Origin of the sequence: Frankia sp. KB5, from assembly GCF_002099325.1 — a bacterium.
In the GTDB taxonomy this organism is placed as follows: Bacteria; Actinomycetota; Actinomycetes; order Frankiales; family Frankiaceae; genus Frankia; species Frankia casuarinae.
Window position 1 is genome coordinate 1 of sequence record NZ_MRUJ01000242.1, and the last position, 16173, is coordinate 16173.

The following is a 16173-nucleotide window of genomic DNA, read 5'->3' on the forward strand; positions in this document are numbered from 1 at the left end:
GGCAGGACGAGGCCGGTGGCGGGGTCGTGGGCGAGGGTGCCGCCGCCGAGGGCTTCGACGTGCTCGATCCGGGTGCGGTCCCAGAGCGGCTGTTCGGGGTGGGTGAGGCCGTCACAGGTGCCGACGATCTCGGCTTCGGAGAACGCGCCGATGAACATGGGGATGTAGCCCTGGCGGACCTGGTTGTCCTTGCAGAACGCGGCTAGGGCTTCGAAGAAGTCCTCGCCGTGTTCGAAGGTGACGCCGAAGGTCCGGCCGGGGGTCAGTTCGCTGGYGCGCATGTGCTGGTCCCTACTGCGAGGCGGGGGATGGGTGGGATTGGGTCAGGCTCCGRCTGTGGCGAAGGCGTCGGCGATCTCCTCGCTGTTCCGCCCCTGGGCGAGCAGGACGTGCAGGAGCAGCCGTGCCTTGTACGGGTCCAGGTTCCTGGCGTTGATCAGGCCTCGGGAGAGCAGGTCCTTCTCGGATCCGGGGAAGCTGTAGGTCTGCTGAAGGACGGGGCCGTTGCCGATGCGCGTTGTGAGGATCACTGGCATTGTGGCTGCGGTCTTCTCCAGGACGGTTACGAATGCCTGGGGGACGTGTCCGACACCGAAGGCGGCCACGACGAGCCCGTCGCAGTGTTCCGCCATGCTCGCCACGAGAGTTCCGTCGTCGCCGAGGGTCACGGTGTACAGGCCGACGCGCGTGGAGGTGGCGTCGAGCGGTCCGGGCACGACGGTGCGGGCGGGTAGTGGGCCGTGTATCCGGGCTCGCCCTTCGTAGAGGTGTCCGATCGGGCCGGTGCTGGGTGAGGTGAAGGCGGCCGGGCTGGTGCTGTGCGTCTTGCGGACGGTGCGGGCAGCGTGAATCTCGTCGCCGAGGACTACCACGACTCCGGCGCCGCGCAGCTCCGGGCTGGCTGCGGTGATGACGGCCGCGTAGAGGTTCGCGGGGCCGTCGGCTCCCGGAAGAGTGGGGTTGCGCATCGCACCGGTGACGACGATGGGCTGGTCGCGGTCGTGGAGGAGGWCCAGGAGGTACGCGGTCTCCTCGATCGTGTCGGTGCCCTGGGTGACGACCGCGCCGTCGCCGCCGTCGTCCACAGCCTTCTTGATGGCTGTGGACAGCGCGGCTAGGTCCTCGAAGGTGAGGGACGCTCCGGGCATGCGGCGAAAGTCGTGGACCTGCAGGTCGATCCCGGTCGTTGAGAGCGCGGGAACGGCAGCGAGCAGGTCATGCGGGGACAAGGCCGGTATCACGCCGCCCGTAACTGGGTCGGTGGTCATGGCGATGGTGCCACCGAGCGAGAAGATCGCAACTGTCTTGTCAGCCACTGTCGCTGTCCCACTTTCCAGCCGTGCCGTGCGCCGCCGGGCCGGCTGCACGGCACGCGGGCAGGCTACCGGTTTTGGGCTGTGAACTGGCGGGCGACGAATCCGCAGGCGGTTTCCAGCCCTGCGAGTCCGAGCAGGCGGCTTCGCGGCTGGGCGAGCGGGGAGGTGCCGGCTGTGGCGAGTTGGCCGCAGCGCCGTGCCAGCCAGTTCAGGTCCAGGCCGAGGTAGTCGGCCGTGGCGGCGAGCCGGTCTCGCGTCTGGTCGGCTGCGGTGACGGAGTGTGCGCCTGCGTGGCCGACCGCGTCCGCGAAGGTACGCAGGTGGGCGGCGCGGCTGGTCTGGGCGAGTTTGGAGACGCCCTCGGCACGGACCCAGCTGGCGATGACCGCGCGCTGCCGGGGCAGGAGGACGAAGCCCTCGGTGTCTGCGTATCCGGGGTCCACCGTGATCAAGGTCCTGATGCCGAGGGACTCCATCAGGGCGATGGCCAGGAAGAGCAGGACGCGCTCATAGGCAGGGGAGGCCGTGACGGAGGCTTCGGGGATGCAGAAGGCCCGTCTGCTGTCCGTGCTGTCGCCCGGGTGCGAGGGGGCGGTCCGGCGTAGGTAGTCCAGCTTGTGGTTGAAGAACAGCCAGGTCGCGGCCTCCTCGCCGGTTCGCTCCCGGGTCCAGAAGAGGGGAGCGTCGCCGAGAGWGGACTGGCGGTCGAGGATGTAACGGGCGGCTGCCTGTGAGCCGATCAGCATGAGCGACCCGGGGGTCAGCTCCTGGTGACGCAGGGCCTCCGCGACCGGGTCGAGGTCTGCGTTGTCAACGAGCGGCAGGACAGCGTGCAGGCTTTGGTCGTCGCCGAGCAAGGCGGCGTCGAACCCCGCGACTGCCCACAGGATGCCGTAGGTGAGGTCGTCGAGCTCGTACGCGGCGGGGATGCGCAGACGGGAGTCCGCGCTGTCGGCGCTGGCTGAAGCCCGCGCTCCGTGGCGGGCGTCGATGGCGAAGTACCTGGTGGCGCCGTCGATGGTGCGTGATCCCACGACGAGAGCCCGAGTCGGTATCCGGGTCCAGGTGCTGAGTTCGGGGCTAYGGCCGAGGTGGAGTTCGCTTCCCCGGAAGGAGTCGGCGGGCAGGGTGAGCGTGGGCAGCAGGGTGGTGGCGATGCTCTGTCCTGCGGGCAGGAGCAGGTGATGCCGTCCCGTCGGCAACGCGCCGATCGGTGAGGGGGTGACGCTTGCCTGCGTGGGCGAAAGGGTGGCCTGCGCGGGCAGCGGTCCCGCTAACTGCTCTGGGAAGCCGAGGATCTGAGCCCACTGGAGGAGCTTTCGCCGGTCCTTGACCACCCGCTCCCCGCGCTCCAGGCGACTGATCTCCGACTGGTCGCTGCTGACCAGCCGGGCGAACGCGGTCTGCGACAGCCCGGTGTGGTGACGGACCAAGCGGCATACGGTCCCCAGCTCCCAGGCCATCACAGCCTGGCGGACCTGCGGGTCCTMCCAGAAGCCGGGGTCAAGCTTCAGGCCGCGCTGGCAGGTGCCGCACCGCGCGCCGGCGTTGTAACGACTCAGCGGGTTCCCGCAGGACGCGCATCGTCGCTGCTGGTTGCTGTCCACCCCCGCATCCTTCCGCATGGTGACGTTCATGATCCGGTGCGTGTTGACACTGCCATAAACGCCCATAACCGGGGAGCGAGTCCACCGCGATGGTGAAGTAAGCGGTCGGCACCGTCCTCCCGCTTCCGCGCGCAGAGGCGAGCGACTGCTTTGGTCAGGAAGGACTCCCAGGTGAACAYATGGACAGGCCCCGATCGGGGCGGAGGAGCCCCCCCGCTGCGGGCAGCGTGGCAGATCCTCGCCGACGGCCTCATCGTCCAACGGCTACATCTGCACATCGAGGAGTGGCGCGAGGTCGTCGAGAAGCCCGGGAATCTCCCGGACATCAGTGGTGCACCCGTCGCTCCCCTCGGACAGCGCCCGCCCCACACTCCGTGCCCCGAAGCGCAGGTTCTGCTGGATCGGGCCGGTCTGACGTACTGGTGGACGCTTCCGCAACTCCACGGCCTGGACAGGGCATCAGATGCCGGAGTGACTCAGCACGGTTCGGCGCAGGCCGTACAACGCCTGATCACGCACAGCCCGGTCACCCCGTGGACCGAAGCCGTCATCGCCGCCTGTGAGGCCAGTGCCTGGTGGGTGGGCTTCTTCGCAGTGATCCGCCACCGCGGTGTCCGGCATCTGTCCCTGGAGCCGAATCCCGCTCCCATCCACGCCCAGGTCCTCGCCGGCGCAGCCGGTGCGGTCGCCTATGGCGCATCGACACGGGTACTCGCGACGCAGTTGCACGGCTCGGACGACGCTGCGACACGCCGGGCGTACTGCGAGGTCATCACGGCAGGCATCGAGGTGGAGCGCACRCTGCCTACCCTCCTGGACGAGCTTGGCGAGCTCCGACTGGTGGACCTGGTGTCCACCACCGTCCCGTGGCGGGGCCAGTTCTCCAAGTACGCGGGCGGCACCGGAGCGGGGCAGGTCGAATGATGCAGCGCTATCCCTTCATCGCCATCGAGGGCCTGGACGGCACCGGTAAGACGACACTCCGCAAGGGTCTGTTCCGGCTGTGGCAGGGCCTGTACGAGATCACGCCGCTGTGCGTGCTGACCACGAACTTCCTGGCGCCAGATCGCGCTGGAGAGATCGTCAGCGGCAAGTACCAGCCCTCCGCGCAGAACAGCGCGGCTTATCTCGCCGCGATCATCGCTGACAAGAACAGCACGCTCGACCGGCTCGTCCGACCCCAGAGACCGGCGCGGCCGGTGATTACGGACCGCTGGCTGCTGAGCGAGTTGGCGTTCTTCGCCGTCAAGCACGGCGCGAAGGCCGCTGAGACCTACAAGGCGCTCGCCAGCGGGATCAAGGAGGGCCCCGACGTGACCCTTGTCCTGGAGCTGCCGACGGCGGACTCGATGCGCAGGGCCAAGGGCCGGTCGGGCGACGCGGTACGTGCCGACTGGGATGTCCACCATGTCCAGACCGCCGTCCAGGAGGTCTACGCCGAGGTCACCAACTCTCCGGAGTCGTTCCCACTGCTGGGCACCGTCGTACGGCTGGACGCCGGCCTCCCGGCCGCCGAGGTGCTCGGAGCGGCCTGGAACGCCCTCGAACATCTGGGGCTGATGCCCGACTTCACCGTCACCGACAGGGAGAACCATTGATGCCCATAGCCAACGCGGCGGCCGGCTTCCGGCAGTCGCTCACCGTTCCGTCGTCACTCCGCCCGATGCTCGCGGCGGGGGCCGTCAACGCGATGGCCGCCCGCCTTGCCGCAGAGGAGGGATTCGACGCCCTATGGGTGAGCGGGCTGGAGGTGTCCGCCGCCCTGGGACTCCCGGACGCCAACGTGCTGGGTGTGCGCGACCTGGGCGACGTGGTGACCGCCCTCGGACGGGTTACCGAGCATCCCGTGATCGTCGATGTGGACAACGCGGGCGGAGCGCTCGACACCGCCGCGCGCTTCGCCGCCGACATGGCCAGAGCCGGTGCGGCGGCGATCTGCCTGGAAGACAGCAGCTACCCCAAGTGCAACAGCTTCGCCGTGCACGCTGCCCAGGGCCTGGCGGATACCGAACTGGTGGCCCGGCAGATCGAGCGCATCCGCAAGACAGTCGGGAATGATCTGGTCGTGATCGCCCGCACTGAATCCCTGATCACCGGGAGCGGGATGGAGGCGGCCCTCGCCCGGTCCGCCCGCTTCGTGGAGGCCGGGGCGGAAGCGATCCTGATTCACTCCAAGGACCCAACCGGCCACGAAGCCCTCCGGGCCGCACGCCAGTGGGGCAAGGCCGTCCCGCTGGTGACGGTGCCCACCGCCTTCCCGCAGCTCACCGCCGACGAACTCGGCCAGGCCGGCTTCCGGCTGTGCATCTACGCCAACCAGTTCAGCCGCGCCGCGCTGGCTGGGATGCGGGCCGCCGCCCGCCAGTTCACCCGCGAGGGCACCTTCCGCACCGGCCCGGACGCACCGCTGGCCGAGGTCGGCGAACTGCTCCGGGTCGGCGAACCCGACGCCCTGTCCTGCATCTGAACCCTCGCTACCCACGTTCTTCCGAGGCACCCACGACGGCAAAGGGGGAGATCATCCGTGTCACTGCCCAGGGTCAGCGTGTCGGTGAAGGCTGCAGTCCTCCACGACGACAAGGTCCTCCTGCTCTCCTACGAAGACCACTCCGGCTTCCACTACAACCTGCCCGGTGGCAAGGCCCAAGAAGGCGAGGGCTTGCGCGAGGCGGTCCACCGCAAGGTCGAGCAGGAGACCGGCCTCGACGTAGCCGTCGGCCGGCTGCTGCTGGTCACCGAATACGTCCCGGCCGCGTGGAACAACGAGTTCGGCGCCGTCCAGAAGACGCAGCACACCTTCCTGGCCCGGCCGCTCGGGGACACCGCTCCGCGCTTCCCCGAGCCGCCCGACCCCATCCAGATCGGCTTCGAGTGGACGCCCCTGGAGAAGCTCGGCGAGGTCTACCTGCTGCCCCGGATCAACGCCCCGCTGCTCGCCGCACTGCACGGCACCCTCCGCGATCCCTTCATCGACAAGTGGTGACAGGCAATGGATGAGATCCGGGAATGGCTCCTCAAGGAGCACGCAGGCACGGTCTGTGCCGACCGACTGCGCGTGATCATCGACGAACTGCACGACCTCCACCAGCGCGGCCTGCCTGGCGCCGTCGTCGAACTCGGCTGCTACCGAGGCGCCATGGCCCTATGGATGCGCTGCGTCCTCGACTCGATCGGCGAGTTCGAGCGCGAGATCCACGTCTTCGACTCGTTCGCCGGGATGCCGGCCCCAGGCGACCAGGACTCCGACCACCTGGCCGAGGGCGAGCTCCGCTCCAGCCCCTCGGACGTCCTGGACACCCACGCCCGTTGGGACAGGAAACCGCCCACCATCCACGCCGGCTGGTTCGACCACACCCTGCCCATCGGACTGCCCGGCACGATCGCCCTCGCCTATCTGGACGGTGACTTCTACGCCTCCACCCTCACCGGACTGCGCCACTGCGTCCCCAACCTGACCCCCGGAGCGGCACTCCTCATCGACGATTACGCCGACACCGTCGCGACCCCCCGAGCCTGGGACGGCCTGCCCGGCGTCAAGCGCGCCTCCGACGCCTACTTCGGCCAACCTTCGCCGGTCGAGGCCCTGATCGGCGACGGGGACCTCGCCTTCGGGCGATACATAGTGCCTTCGGCCCGGAGCGAGGCCGCATGACAAGCACCGTGCTCTTCCTCAAAGGTTCAGCGGACCACGACCACCTCCAGAGCGCCGCACCCGGAGTGGAGATCGTGGAAGTCGGCAGCATCGACTCGCTGCCGCAGACCGCCGCCCGTGCCACCGTGATTGTCCTGCGCTCCGGCGTCCACCTCGGCGAGCAGCAACTCACCCAGCTGCCTTCCCTGCGGCACGTCGTACGGGCCGGCTCGGGCACCGACAACATCGACCTCGCCGCGCTCACCCGTCGCGGCATCACCCTGCACCGTAATCCGCAGGCCAGCGCCGCAGCCGTCGCCGAATGGGCTCTGACCGCAGCCCTGTGCCTGGCCCGGCGTATTCCGCTCGGCCACAGCGCCCTGGCCCTGGGCTTGCACACGAAGACTGYGTGCATGGGGACCCCTCTCTCGGAACTGAACATCGCCGTGTGGGGAGCAGGGCCCGTTGGTCAGGCCGTCTGGCAGTTGCTCACCCCGTTCGCGCGGCGAGTCACCTTCGCCCGCTGGCCCTCCACCCTGCCGGAGCTGCCACAGCAGTCCGCACGTGCGCTGATCGAACAGGCCGCGGTCCATGTCGTCGCGCTCCCGCTGCGTTCCGAGACACGTCAGCTGTTCGGGGAAGCGTTCCTCGCGCAGGTTGCCAAACACAGTCCACTCCTGATCTGCGCCGGCCGGGTCGAGACGCTCGACCTGGCGGCCTGCCTGCGTGCCGTCGAGGAACAGCGCTTGGGTGGGCTCGCCCTGGATGCCGTCGAACCGGAGCACATTCCCCTCCTGCGAGCGGTGAGCGAACCGCTCAACCTGCTGACCACACCCCACATCGGGGCACAGCGCCGGGACGTTCGAAGCGAGCTCGATGCCTGGGTAGGCGAGCTGCTCACCCGGCTCACCCGCGATGAGGCGGATGCCTCCACGGCTCCGGGAGGGCAGCGGTGAACGAGTCCGCGCGCCACAGACTGCGGATCGCCGGCCAGGTCGCCGGTGAACTGCTGACTGTTCACAAGGACGCGGAGGTCTGGATCGAAGGGGCCTTGGCCTGTGGGTTCGCTCACGCTGCCAGTGACGTCGACCTGCGCCTCGTCGGCGAGGGACCGGAGCTGCCGAAATCCGGCTCGTGGCTCGTGGACGGCGTACGGATCGACCTGCAGGTCTCCGCTCCGCAGGAGATGGAGCACCTGCGCGCGCTGCTGGGCCGATTCGATATATGGCAGGACGACCTGGCGCTGTTCCGGCGGGTGCGACGGCGACTGCCGGAGCTGACCTGCCTGCGGACCGCGCTGTCCTTCGACGACGGGCAGTGGAGTCCCGTGCTCGATGCGGCCGAGGCCGGCCGGTACCGAGAGTGGGCTGTGGCCGACCGCGCCGAAGTAGTGGCCAGCCTTACCGAGGACATGATCGGCCTGATCGAAGACGGTCTGTACGCATCTGCGGAGCTGGTCTGGCAGCGCCTGGCCGTGATGCTGGCCTCGGCCGAGTGCGCCGCCGCCGGACACCCGTTGCTCGGAGAGAAATGGCTGCCGCTGCTGACCGTCCAGCCCTGGAGCTCGGTGTCGAGGCCGGCGAACTGGCAGGACAAGAACTGGCAGTGGTTCCGTCCCGTCCAGCACGGGCTGGCCCGAGCGCTCCTCTCCTGTCATCCCGTCACCGGGGCCCAGAACGCCACACCGGTTCCGCCCACAGACGGAGGTGGATGGCTGCCGCAGTTCTACAGCGACGGCTGGTTCCTGCGGCGCGGTGACCAGCGTATTCCCGTCACCGGCGACGCCCTGAGCGACTGGACGCATCAACTGGGCTCGGCCACCGGATAGCCCACCCACCCGCTTCACCCTCGCTCGGGAGGCATGCGATGTCCACCGCTCCACCCCTGCGCGACACCCACGCCATCTACGCCCCACTCGACCCGGACGACGAGGGCTCCGCCGTATCGGTGATCCTCAAGCTGCGCGGCGAGACCTGCGACATCGACTGTCTGTACTGCTTCGAGAAACGCAAACAGTCCCCCGGCGGGCGACGGATTACCGCCGACCAGGTCCACTCACTCAGCCGACTGTTCGCCGGACGGCCGCTGGYCGTCGAGTTGCATGGCGGCGAGCCGCTCACCGCCGGCCGGGACGAGATCACGGCCGTCCTCGACGCTCTCGCCGAGAACCCCGACGTCGTGCGGATGAGCATGCAGACCAACGGCCTGCTGCTCGACGACGCCTGGCTCGACCTCTTTGACGCGCGCTGCCCGAGCTTGGAGATCGGCCTGTCCCTCGACGGCGACGCACTCGGCAACAGTTGGYGCGTGGGCTACGACGGCAAGCCCGTCTATCCACGAGTCGTCGAAACGCTGCGGCTCTTGGAGCGACGTGGTCGGAGCGTCGGCGTGATTTGCGCGGTCACTCCTCACGTTCTGGGCCGAGCCGCCGAAGTCATCGACCATCTCTCCTCGTTCGCCGCCGTAACCGCGATCAGCATCGTGCCCTGCTTCGACGGCACCGTCAGCGCCCCGACCAGCGTGTCCGGACGACGCAGCCCCGAGAGCCGACGGCAACAAGCCGCAGCCCTCGGCCCCGGCGGGCCGGCCTGGGCGATCACACCGGACCAGTTCGCCACCTTCGTCCTCGCCGCCGCGATCCGCTGGATCGACACAGGCTGGTTCAAGCGCGTCAAGCTGGACCCGGTCGTCTCCGTCATCCGTCGGCTGCGCGGCCTTCGCTCGGGCTCCTGCCACTTCGACGATCTTAAATGCGACCACGTCTTCACCCTCTACCCGGACGACCGCTTCGGCAGTTGCGACGAGCTGCCCTGGCCGCAGGCCCAACTGGCTCCACTGACGACCATCGCCTCCCAGCAGTCCGTACGGGAGGCACACGAGAATTCAGACCTGCTGCTCAGCGGGCGCTCCCTGATCCGCTCATGCACCACCTGCGACTACCGCGCCAGCTGTGGTGGCGGCTGCCTGGCCGTACGACTGCGGCATGCGCACGCGGGCGACGACGAGGCGTACTGCCACCATCGCATGCGCCTGATCGACGGCATCTCCGCCCTGGTYGCCCAGCCCGAACACCCAGGCGGAGCTTGGTGCACCCGGCTRCGCTGGCACCCCCTTCACCCGAACGAGATGCACGACGTGGCAACCTTCCTCGCACGCTGGGACGACCCCACCGCGCCACGCCATCCGGCCCGGCTGCACGTCAGCGAACTCGGCAACATCAACACCGTCGGACTGCCCGGCGTCCACGAGGCCGACGACCTCGACCCCCGCCACCCGCAGTGGCAGGACGGGATCGAACCGGGAGTCTTCGCCCTGGTCCGGGCGATCACCGAGGACTGGGGATGCGTCACCTACGACAGCTRCCAAGGACACCCCGCCGCCCCCACAGCACGGCAACGCCCTCTGGCCGTAGGCATCCTGCCACGCGACCGCCACGAGTACGCCCGGATCGCCGCACGGCTCTGCCACTTCGCCGAGCATGCCGCCCAGGTCTTGCCTCCCGCCTACGTGCTGGAACTCGGACGCAGTCTGCTCACCAGCAGCACGACCGGCGAGCAGCACCACACCTTGGACCTGCGGCTGACGCCAGCGCCTGGGGTCGACTCACAGGACTACTTCGGCGGACTTGCCGAGGCAGCAGCAACGCTGACCCAGCTAACCGCCATGCCGGACGACGGAGCCGCCGCCCCCTACCGCTGCGGATGCCCGGCCCCACCGGATGCCGACCACCCCGCTCCCAGATCAGAGGGAGCCCACCAATGATCCACATCGCGGAGACGCTCAGCATCCACACCGTCGAGGGCTTCCTCGGCCGCGACGACGTGGACGAGCTCAACGACCTGATGGACGTCACCATTAACCGCGACGGCCGGGCCCGGTACGACGCGCAGCGCAGCGACACCATCCACGAAATTCCTGGTCTCTCACCCGAACAGGCCCGGATCGTCTACGAGCCCGTCAGCCGACTGGAGATGACCGACGTACCGCCTGGTGCACAGGCCATCCTGGATGCCGCGCTCGACCGATGCTTCCCCTCGATCCTGCGGGTCCTGCCGTCGGTGAACGGCCACCGACCGTGGATCTTCCTGGAGTACCAGGCCGACCAGTACATCACCCCGCACGCTGACGGCATAGCACCGAACCCGTGYACATGGCCCCGCCAGATCGCCGCCGCCAGCGTCACCATCCAGAGCGCCCCGGACGGGAGCGGCTGCTTCTTCGTGGAGACCAGCGGCAGCGACGCCCCCTGGGCCCCACCCCCGGCCGACGCTCCCGCCGGCTACGCGCACGCCATGCACTTCATCCACGACGGCGCCGACTGCTCCTCCCCCTGGTTCAACACCATGCAGCGCACCCGCTGGACCGTGCGGCCGTCGCCAGGCGCCCTCGTCCTCTTCGGCAGCCAGCTCGTCCACGGAACCGAACCCGTAGGCGTCGGCACGGTGCGCAAGTTCCTCACCCTCCTCACCGCCGAGGAAGAACACGCTAACTCCGAAGGGAGATGAAGCCGGGTGAGGGTGACGGGGATCCGAGGCCCTCCGCCCAACCGGTCGGACCGCTCCCATCAACCACTCACAAGCGAGGAGTAACCAGTGGAGAACAACGACCAGTTCAGCGACTTCATCAAGGCCGTGGAAGCCCTTCACGACGACAGYCCCGTGCGGACCACGGCGCACACCTCCAACGCCTCGGCTCACGGCTGGAACACCAGCACTGCTGCCAAGACGCCGGTGACGGAGTCGAACGCCCAGTAGCCCCCGCTGCACAACAGTGGGGTCCGCTTGGTACCGATCGTGCAGGCCTCGGCACCAAGCGGACCCCGGACAAGGAGCCCCTCAACCATGGTCAGCACGCTCACCGACGAAGCCTTCCTGCTGCCCGGACTCGAACCATGGCGGCGCTTGAGGACAGAGCGCATCGCGAACGTCCTCGGCAGCACACTCGACGCCTCGAACCCCACGGGCCAGGCGATCACCCATGCAATCGCCCACCACTTGCTGGAAGGCGCCGAACAGRCCGCCCACGACCGGGATGCGGCCCTTCTCGCCTGGTACCGCCGCACCGGGACACGTGACCTCGCCTGCCTCCTCGCCGCAGGAGCACCCCGTAGCGCGCACCTCCTCCTGACCCCGGCGAAGGACGAGCTCTTGCGCTCCCCTCTGTCCGAGACCGCCTACTACCTCGTCCGACCGGACACGGCGCCCGCCGAGCACTCGAAGCACAAGCTGCTGGCGACGGCGCTCGACTCCGCCGCCGAGTACGGCTTCGGCCCGCTGCTTGCGCTACACGCGCCTGTGGTCTGCCTACTCGAACATCGCGACCTGGCCGACACCCTGTTCAGCTGGAGCATCACCCGGCTCCCCGGAACCGTGTTCACCGACTACACCAGCCACCCCGAGGTCTTTGCCCGCGACCTGGTCCACGAGGCCGGCCATCACTGGCTCAACGACGCGCTCGCCCTCGCCGAGGCCGTGCTGCCCGACGAGGTCACCTTCTACTCGCCGTGGCGTGCCACCCAGCGCCCGGTCTTCGGCTTCCTGCACGCCTGCTGGGCCTTCTCCTTGACCATGCTCTACTCCGCCCGCGCCCTCGAACACAGCACCCCGCCGGCCCGCGCTTTCCTCGCCGCATACCTGAGTAACCAGCGGAAACTGCTGCGGGTCGCCGCCGAGTCCTTTACCGAGGCGAGCGACTACATCAAGGCTGGCGTCGTAAGGGAACGCGTCATCGCCACCATCGATATGGCCGTGCACGCATGACAGGGCACGACTCAGGGAAGCCCCGTCGGCTCGCGGCCGGAGATGTTGTCGCCCCGTTCCCGTCGCCTCGACGACCGCGATCTACACCGGGGTGTCGGACGAGTACCGCAACCGGCTGGTGCGCCGCACCCTCGAAGGYCGCGCCGAGCTGTGGGAGCAGACCCCGTGATCCGCAAGATGGGATACCGGTGGCTGCTACGGACGCGGATGGCCGAACGCGGCCTGTTCCAGACCAGCGACCTGGTCCCGCTACTCGCCGAACGCGGCGTGCACCTGTCCCGCGAGCAGGTCTACCGGCTGGTGACGCAGCCGCCGCAGCGGTTGTCGATGGACACCCTCGCCGCGTTGTGCGACATCCTGGCGGTGACCCCGAACGACCTCGTCGAGATCGAGGTCGTCAACGTCCAGGTCGCCAAGGCCGCCGGGCAGCCCCGGCCCGCGCCGCCGGTGCGGCGCACCGTGGTCCGCCGGCCGGGCCCGTGAGCGCCCCCGACGCGGCGGCGCTCACCGTCCACGTCGCGGCCACCGTCGCCCGGCTGGTGCCGGGCCTGACCGTCACCGACGCGGGCGAGCTGGTCGCCCGCGCCGCGCCGCGTCCGGCCGCGTTGCGCCAGCTCGACGCCCACCTGGCCGCCTACCCCGACGCGTTGACGTCCGGTTCCGGCGATGTCCCGCACCCTGTGATCGTGCTCGCAGGCGGGTTGGCCGCCGCCGGCTACGACCAGATCCGCCTGCCCCGCTGCCAGACCTGCTCCCGCACCACCCACCTACGCCACCGCACCCCGACAGGGCGGCTTTGCGACAGCTGCTACCGGCGCTCCCGCGCCGAGCCGTGCGCGGACTGCGGCACCATCCGCACGGTCGACACCCGGACCGACCGCGGACCGTTGTGCTCCCCGTGCGCCCGACCGCCCGAACCCTGCGCCCGCTGCGGCCAGGTACGCCTGCTCGCGGCCCGCGACGCCACCGGCGGGCCGTTGTGTCAGACCTGCCACCAGAAACCCCGACGGACCTGCTCAGGCTGCGGCACCGTCGCGGCCACCTACGCCCACACCCCCACGGGCCCGGTCTGCCGCGCCTGCTACGTCCAGCCCGCCCGCACCTGCGGCGCCTGCGGTGAGCTCCACCCGATCGTCCGACGCGCGACCACCGACGAGCCGGATCTCTGCGCCCGCTGCGCCGGCCGACCCCTGGCCCGCTGCGTCGCCTGCGACCAGCTACGACGCTGCGACCCACGCGCCTTCGAACCCCTCTGCCAGTTCTGCCGCGCCGCCGGCCACCACCCCGCAGCAGCCCCCACCGGCGGCGGACCGCTCTGGACACCCCCCACCACCACCGGCGGCGGCCGGTGGAACCGACCAGACTCCCGCACCCGCGCCCGCCGCCGTGTCCACGAGCACCTCCACACCGCTCTGGCGCACCCCGACCACGGCGTCGCACCCCCGCTCGAACCCCTCATCACCGCTTTCGAGCAGGTCCCCAACCCCGCCTCGCTCCTGGACTGGCTCACCCGCCGCGCCGGCGGCCGACTCCTCACCGACCTCGCCCGCCGAGCCCACCACGAACCGATCACCCACGACCTGCTCGACACCTATCCCCAGACCTACGACCTGCACCACCTGCGCGGCGTCCTCGTCCACACCGGCGTCCTGCCCGCACGAGCCGAATACCTCGACCGCATCCACCCCTGGCTCGACCAGCTCCTCGCCGACCAGCCACCCGCCCACGCCGCCCTCGTGCGGCCCTACGCCGAATGGCACCTGCTCCGCCGCGCCCGCACCCGCGCCCACCGCGCCGAGTTCACCCCCTCCTCCGCCGGCTGGGCCCGCGGCCACATCCTCGCCGCCACAGCGTTCCTGACCTGGCTCGACGAACGCCACACCACCCTCGCCGACGCCACCCAGACCGACGTCGACACCTGGCTCCACAACGCCACCCAGACCCGCTACCTGCTGYGCGGCTTCCTGCTCTGGGCGCACGCCCGCGGCCAAGCCGGCGACCTCACCGTCCCGCCCCTACCCCGCTCCGAACCCGACGTCCTGCTCGACGAACCGGCCCGCTGGCAGCTACTCACCCGCTGCCTACGCGACGACCAGCTCCCCCTCGACGTCCGCACCGCCGGAGGACTCCTCCTTCTCTACGGCCAGTTCGCCTCCCGGCTCACCCGCCTGACCGCGGCCGACATCCACCACGACGACCACGACATCCACCTTCATCTCGGCACCGTTCCTGTCCTGCTCCCACCCGCGCTCGCTGCCCTGGTCCGCGCCCAACGCGACGCCACCTACCAGCGCGTCACCTACCAGCACCCCGACACCGCCACCCGCCCGCTGTTCCCCGGCCGCAACCCCGGACAGCCCATACGCGCCGACGTCCTCACCCGCCGGCTCCGCTCCCACGGCATCGACACCCGCCAAGCCCGCAACGCCGCCCTCGTCGCCTGGGCCACCGAACTCCCCGCAGCCATCCTCGCCGACGTCCTCGGCCTCAATGTCAACACCGCCGTCGCCTGGRCGAACCGCACCCGCCGCGACTGGACCGACTACCTCGCACACCGCCGCACAGCCCCACCACCAGGAAGATCAAATGTCAGGAATACCGCACCAACCGAATAGGTGCTCTCCACCAGCACTTCCGGCCGCGACGACTCCAGCCGTCTTCACCGACAACACGGCAGCGTTGCCGACCCGCGCGGCCACGCCTGTGCCGGCCCCCGCCGCCCCGGTCGCCTTCCACGACGACTCTGCCATCTTGCGACGAGTCATCGACCGTCTCCGCGGGCTCGACGACTGGCATCGCCCACCCCCCGCGCATGGCGTGCGGGATCGACACGACTTGGCGTTCCGCCACCGTGAAGCCCGCCCGGAAGCAGCGCGCCGATGACGATCGCTCACCCGGCCGTTCCTGATCAGCAGAGACCCGCGGTGCTGTTGACCAGGACGCGCGACCTGCCACCCGTCGATCAGACGGCGAAGGTCCTTGGCCTGTTCGTCCCGCTACTCGATGTGGAGATCGGGGAACGGAACCTCTCCCGACTCCACACCTGGGCGCACGGCGGTCAACGCGACAGCGGCGAGATCACACCGACCGACAACGGGTTCTGGACCGGTGATCCAGTCCTGCACGCATTCCCGAGCCAGCGACTCCGCCCGCCACGGCGATCTTCCCGTCTGGCACCCGCAGGGGACAGGCTGATCCTGTCCACGCCGATAATCGGCTGCCTCTCGCTCGGTGTCAGCTGGGCATTGCTGGCCACGCAGTCCGCATGACCCCGMATTCACCCCTTGTTCCCCCGTCGCGCTGCGCCCGGTCGTGCTGATCGCGCGTATGGCCGCCCTGCCCGAGCTCATACCGCCGGAGGACATCGCACGGTTACTCGCCACGTTCACCCCGCCCATCGACCCGGCCTCGCCGGAATGGGCCGCCCTGCGCGCCGCCCTCGACCGCTACGACACCGCTCAGGACCAGGCCGCCGTCGACGTGGCCTGCAGGCAGATCGTCCTCGCTGCCGTCACCCTTCTCGCTGGCCCGCCGGGCCACGGCCCGGCTGACACTCCCGCCCGGTACCGCGTGCCCGCACCGCGGCCTGCGCGCACTCCTCGCCCACCTGGTGATCTTTCACTGGAACAGGCTCGGCCTGCCTGCAGACACACAGGCGATCCTCGCCCGCGCGGCGGCCCGCGCATGCCTTCCCGAGGACTAAGGGCTTGCGGGAAAATAACCCGTAGGTTCTGAGGATGAGGCATGATCCTCTGGTATGGGTGGGTTTGCGGTCACTCGGGAGCTGCTGGCGGCGAAGTTCGAGACGATCTTTCCGCATCTCGACGAGCGGCAGCGGCGGCTGCTGATGGGCGCCGAGG

17 protein-coding genes and 2 pseudogenes are annotated in these 16173 nt (G+C 69.6%); 16 read left to right on the forward strand and 3 right to left on the reverse strand.

The window, feature by feature from the left end:
* The 3 genes from KBI5_RS20500 to KBI5_RS20510 form a co-directional block, all read right to left on the reverse strand.
* On the reverse strand, positions 1-281 hold a 281-nt coding region (locus KBI5_RS20500; protein WP_116289974.1), incomplete at its 3' end, for a DUF296 domain-containing protein.
* A 42-nt stretch (positions 282-323) separates the two neighbouring features.
* Positions 324-1316: an asparaginase gene (locus KBI5_RS20505; protein ID WP_085016160.1), complete on the reverse strand. Its 993-nt coding sequence runs from the start codon at positions 1314-1316 to the stop codon at positions 324-326.
* Between the two features lie 65 nt (positions 1317-1381).
* Complete coding sequence (locus KBI5_RS20510) at positions 1382-2923, reverse strand: helix-turn-helix transcriptional regulator (RefSeq protein WP_198537848.1); 1542 nt, start codon at positions 2921-2923, stop codon at positions 1382-1384.
* A 171-nt stretch (positions 2924-3094) separates the two neighbouring features.
* Between KBI5_RS20510 and KBI5_RS27160 the strand changes: the two genes are divergently transcribed.
* The 16 genes and pseudogenes from KBI5_RS27160 to KBI5_RS25615 all read left to right on the forward strand — a co-directional run.
* Positions 3095-3847 (forward strand): hypothetical protein, encoded by a 753-nt coding sequence (locus KBI5_RS27160; protein ID WP_198537850.1) that lies wholly within the window; start codon positions 3095-3097, stop codon positions 3845-3847.
* Entirely contained in the window at positions 3847-4521 is a 675-nt protein-coding gene (locus KBI5_RS20520; RefSeq protein ID WP_085016162.1) for a dTMP kinase, read from the forward strand. The genes KBI5_RS27160 and KBI5_RS20520 overlap by 1 nt, the downstream gene beginning before the upstream one ends.
* Positions 4521-5390: an isocitrate lyase/phosphoenolpyruvate mutase family protein gene (locus KBI5_RS20525; protein WP_085016163.1), complete on the forward strand. Its 870-nt coding sequence runs from the start codon at positions 4521-4523 to the stop codon at positions 5388-5390. Before KBI5_RS20520 ends, KBI5_RS20525 begins: the two co-directional genes overlap by 1 nt.
* Before the next feature lie 57 nt (positions 5391-5447).
* Positions 5448-5906 carry an NUDIX domain-containing protein gene (locus KBI5_RS20530; RefSeq protein ID WP_198537853.1) on the forward strand — a complete coding sequence of 153 codons (459 nt, stop codon included), beginning with the start codon at positions 5448-5450 and terminating at the stop codon, positions 5904-5906.
* Between the two features lie 6 nt (positions 5907-5912).
* A complete protein-coding gene (locus KBI5_RS20535) occupies positions 5913-6575 on the forward strand; it encodes a TylF/MycF/NovP-related O-methyltransferase (RefSeq protein WP_085016165.1) in 663 nt (220 codons plus the stop codon).
* Positions 6572-7510, forward strand: coding sequence for an NAD(P)-dependent oxidoreductase (locus KBI5_RS20540; RefSeq protein ID WP_085016166.1), 939 nt, complete (start codon positions 6572-6574; stop codon positions 7508-7510). Before KBI5_RS20535 ends, KBI5_RS20540 begins: the two co-directional genes overlap by 4 nt.
* Complete coding sequence (locus KBI5_RS20545) at positions 7507-8382, forward strand: hypothetical protein (protein WP_085016167.1); 876 nt, start codon at positions 7507-7509, stop codon at positions 8380-8382. Before KBI5_RS20540 ends, KBI5_RS20545 begins: the two co-directional genes overlap by 4 nt.
* A 38-nt stretch (positions 8383-8420) precedes the next feature.
* Positions 8421-10316 carry a radical SAM protein gene (locus KBI5_RS20550; protein ID WP_085016168.1) on the forward strand — a complete coding sequence of 632 codons (1896 nt, stop codon included), beginning with the start codon at positions 8421-8423 and terminating at the stop codon, positions 10314-10316.
* Positions 10313-11059 (forward strand): hypothetical protein, encoded by a 747-nt coding sequence (locus KBI5_RS20555; RefSeq protein WP_085016169.1) that lies wholly within the window; start codon positions 10313-10315, stop codon positions 11057-11059. Before KBI5_RS20550 ends, KBI5_RS20555 begins: the two co-directional genes overlap by 4 nt.
* Positions 11060-11146: 87 nt before the next feature.
* Entirely contained in the window at positions 11147-11308 is a 162-nt protein-coding gene (locus KBI5_RS26535) for a hypothetical protein (protein ID WP_157902559.1), read from the forward strand.
* A gap of 87 nt (positions 11309-11395) precedes the next feature.
* Positions 11396-12313 carry an HEXXH motif-containing putative peptide modification protein gene (locus KBI5_RS20560; RefSeq protein WP_085016170.1) on the forward strand — a complete coding sequence of 306 codons (918 nt, stop codon included), beginning with the start codon at positions 11396-11398 and terminating at the stop codon, positions 12311-12313.
* Positions 12314-12377: 64 nt separating this feature from the next.
* Positions 12378-12482: pseudogene (locus KBI5_RS28865) on the forward strand (site-specific integrase); the annotation flags it as partial.
* Entirely contained in the window at positions 12479-12796 is a 318-nt protein-coding gene (locus tag KBI5_RS20565) for a helix-turn-helix transcriptional regulator (RefSeq protein WP_085016171.1), read from the forward strand. The pseudogene KBI5_RS28865 and the gene KBI5_RS20565, both read left to right, overlap by 4 nt.
* Positions 12793-14928: a hypothetical protein gene (locus tag KBI5_RS20570; RefSeq protein ID WP_085016172.1), complete on the forward strand. Its 2136-nt coding sequence runs from the start codon at positions 12793-12795 to the stop codon at positions 14926-14928. The genes KBI5_RS20565 and KBI5_RS20570 overlap by 4 nt, the downstream gene beginning before the upstream one ends.
* A gap of 264 nt (positions 14929-15192) precedes the next feature.
* Positions 15193-15582 carry a hypothetical protein gene (locus KBI5_RS20580; protein ID WP_133057091.1) on the forward strand — a complete coding sequence of 130 codons (390 nt, stop codon included), beginning with the start codon at positions 15193-15195 and terminating at the stop codon, positions 15580-15582.
* A gap of 311 nt (positions 15583-15893) precedes the next feature.
* Positions 15894-16016 (forward strand): annotated as a pseudogene (locus KBI5_RS25615) (bacteriocin biosynthesis protein); the annotation flags it as partial.
* Positions 16017-16173: the final 157 nt, after the last annotated feature.

Coding starts and splice junctions, on each gene's coding strand:
- KBI5_RS20520 (WP_085016162.1), top strand. CDS start 3,847: ATGCAGCGCTATCCCTTCATCGCCATCGAGGGCCTGGACGGCACCGGT.
- KBI5_RS20525 (WP_085016163.1), top strand. CDS start 4,521: ATGCCCATAGCCAACGCGGCGGCCGGCTTCCGGCAGTCGCTCACCGTT.
- KBI5_RS20535 (WP_085016165.1), top strand. CDS start 5,913: ATGGATGAGATCCGGGAATGGCTCCTCAAGGAGCACGCAGGCACGGTC.
- KBI5_RS20580 (WP_133057091.1), top strand. CDS start 15,193: ATGACGATCGCTCACCCGGCCGTTCCTGATCAGCAGAGACCCGCGGTG.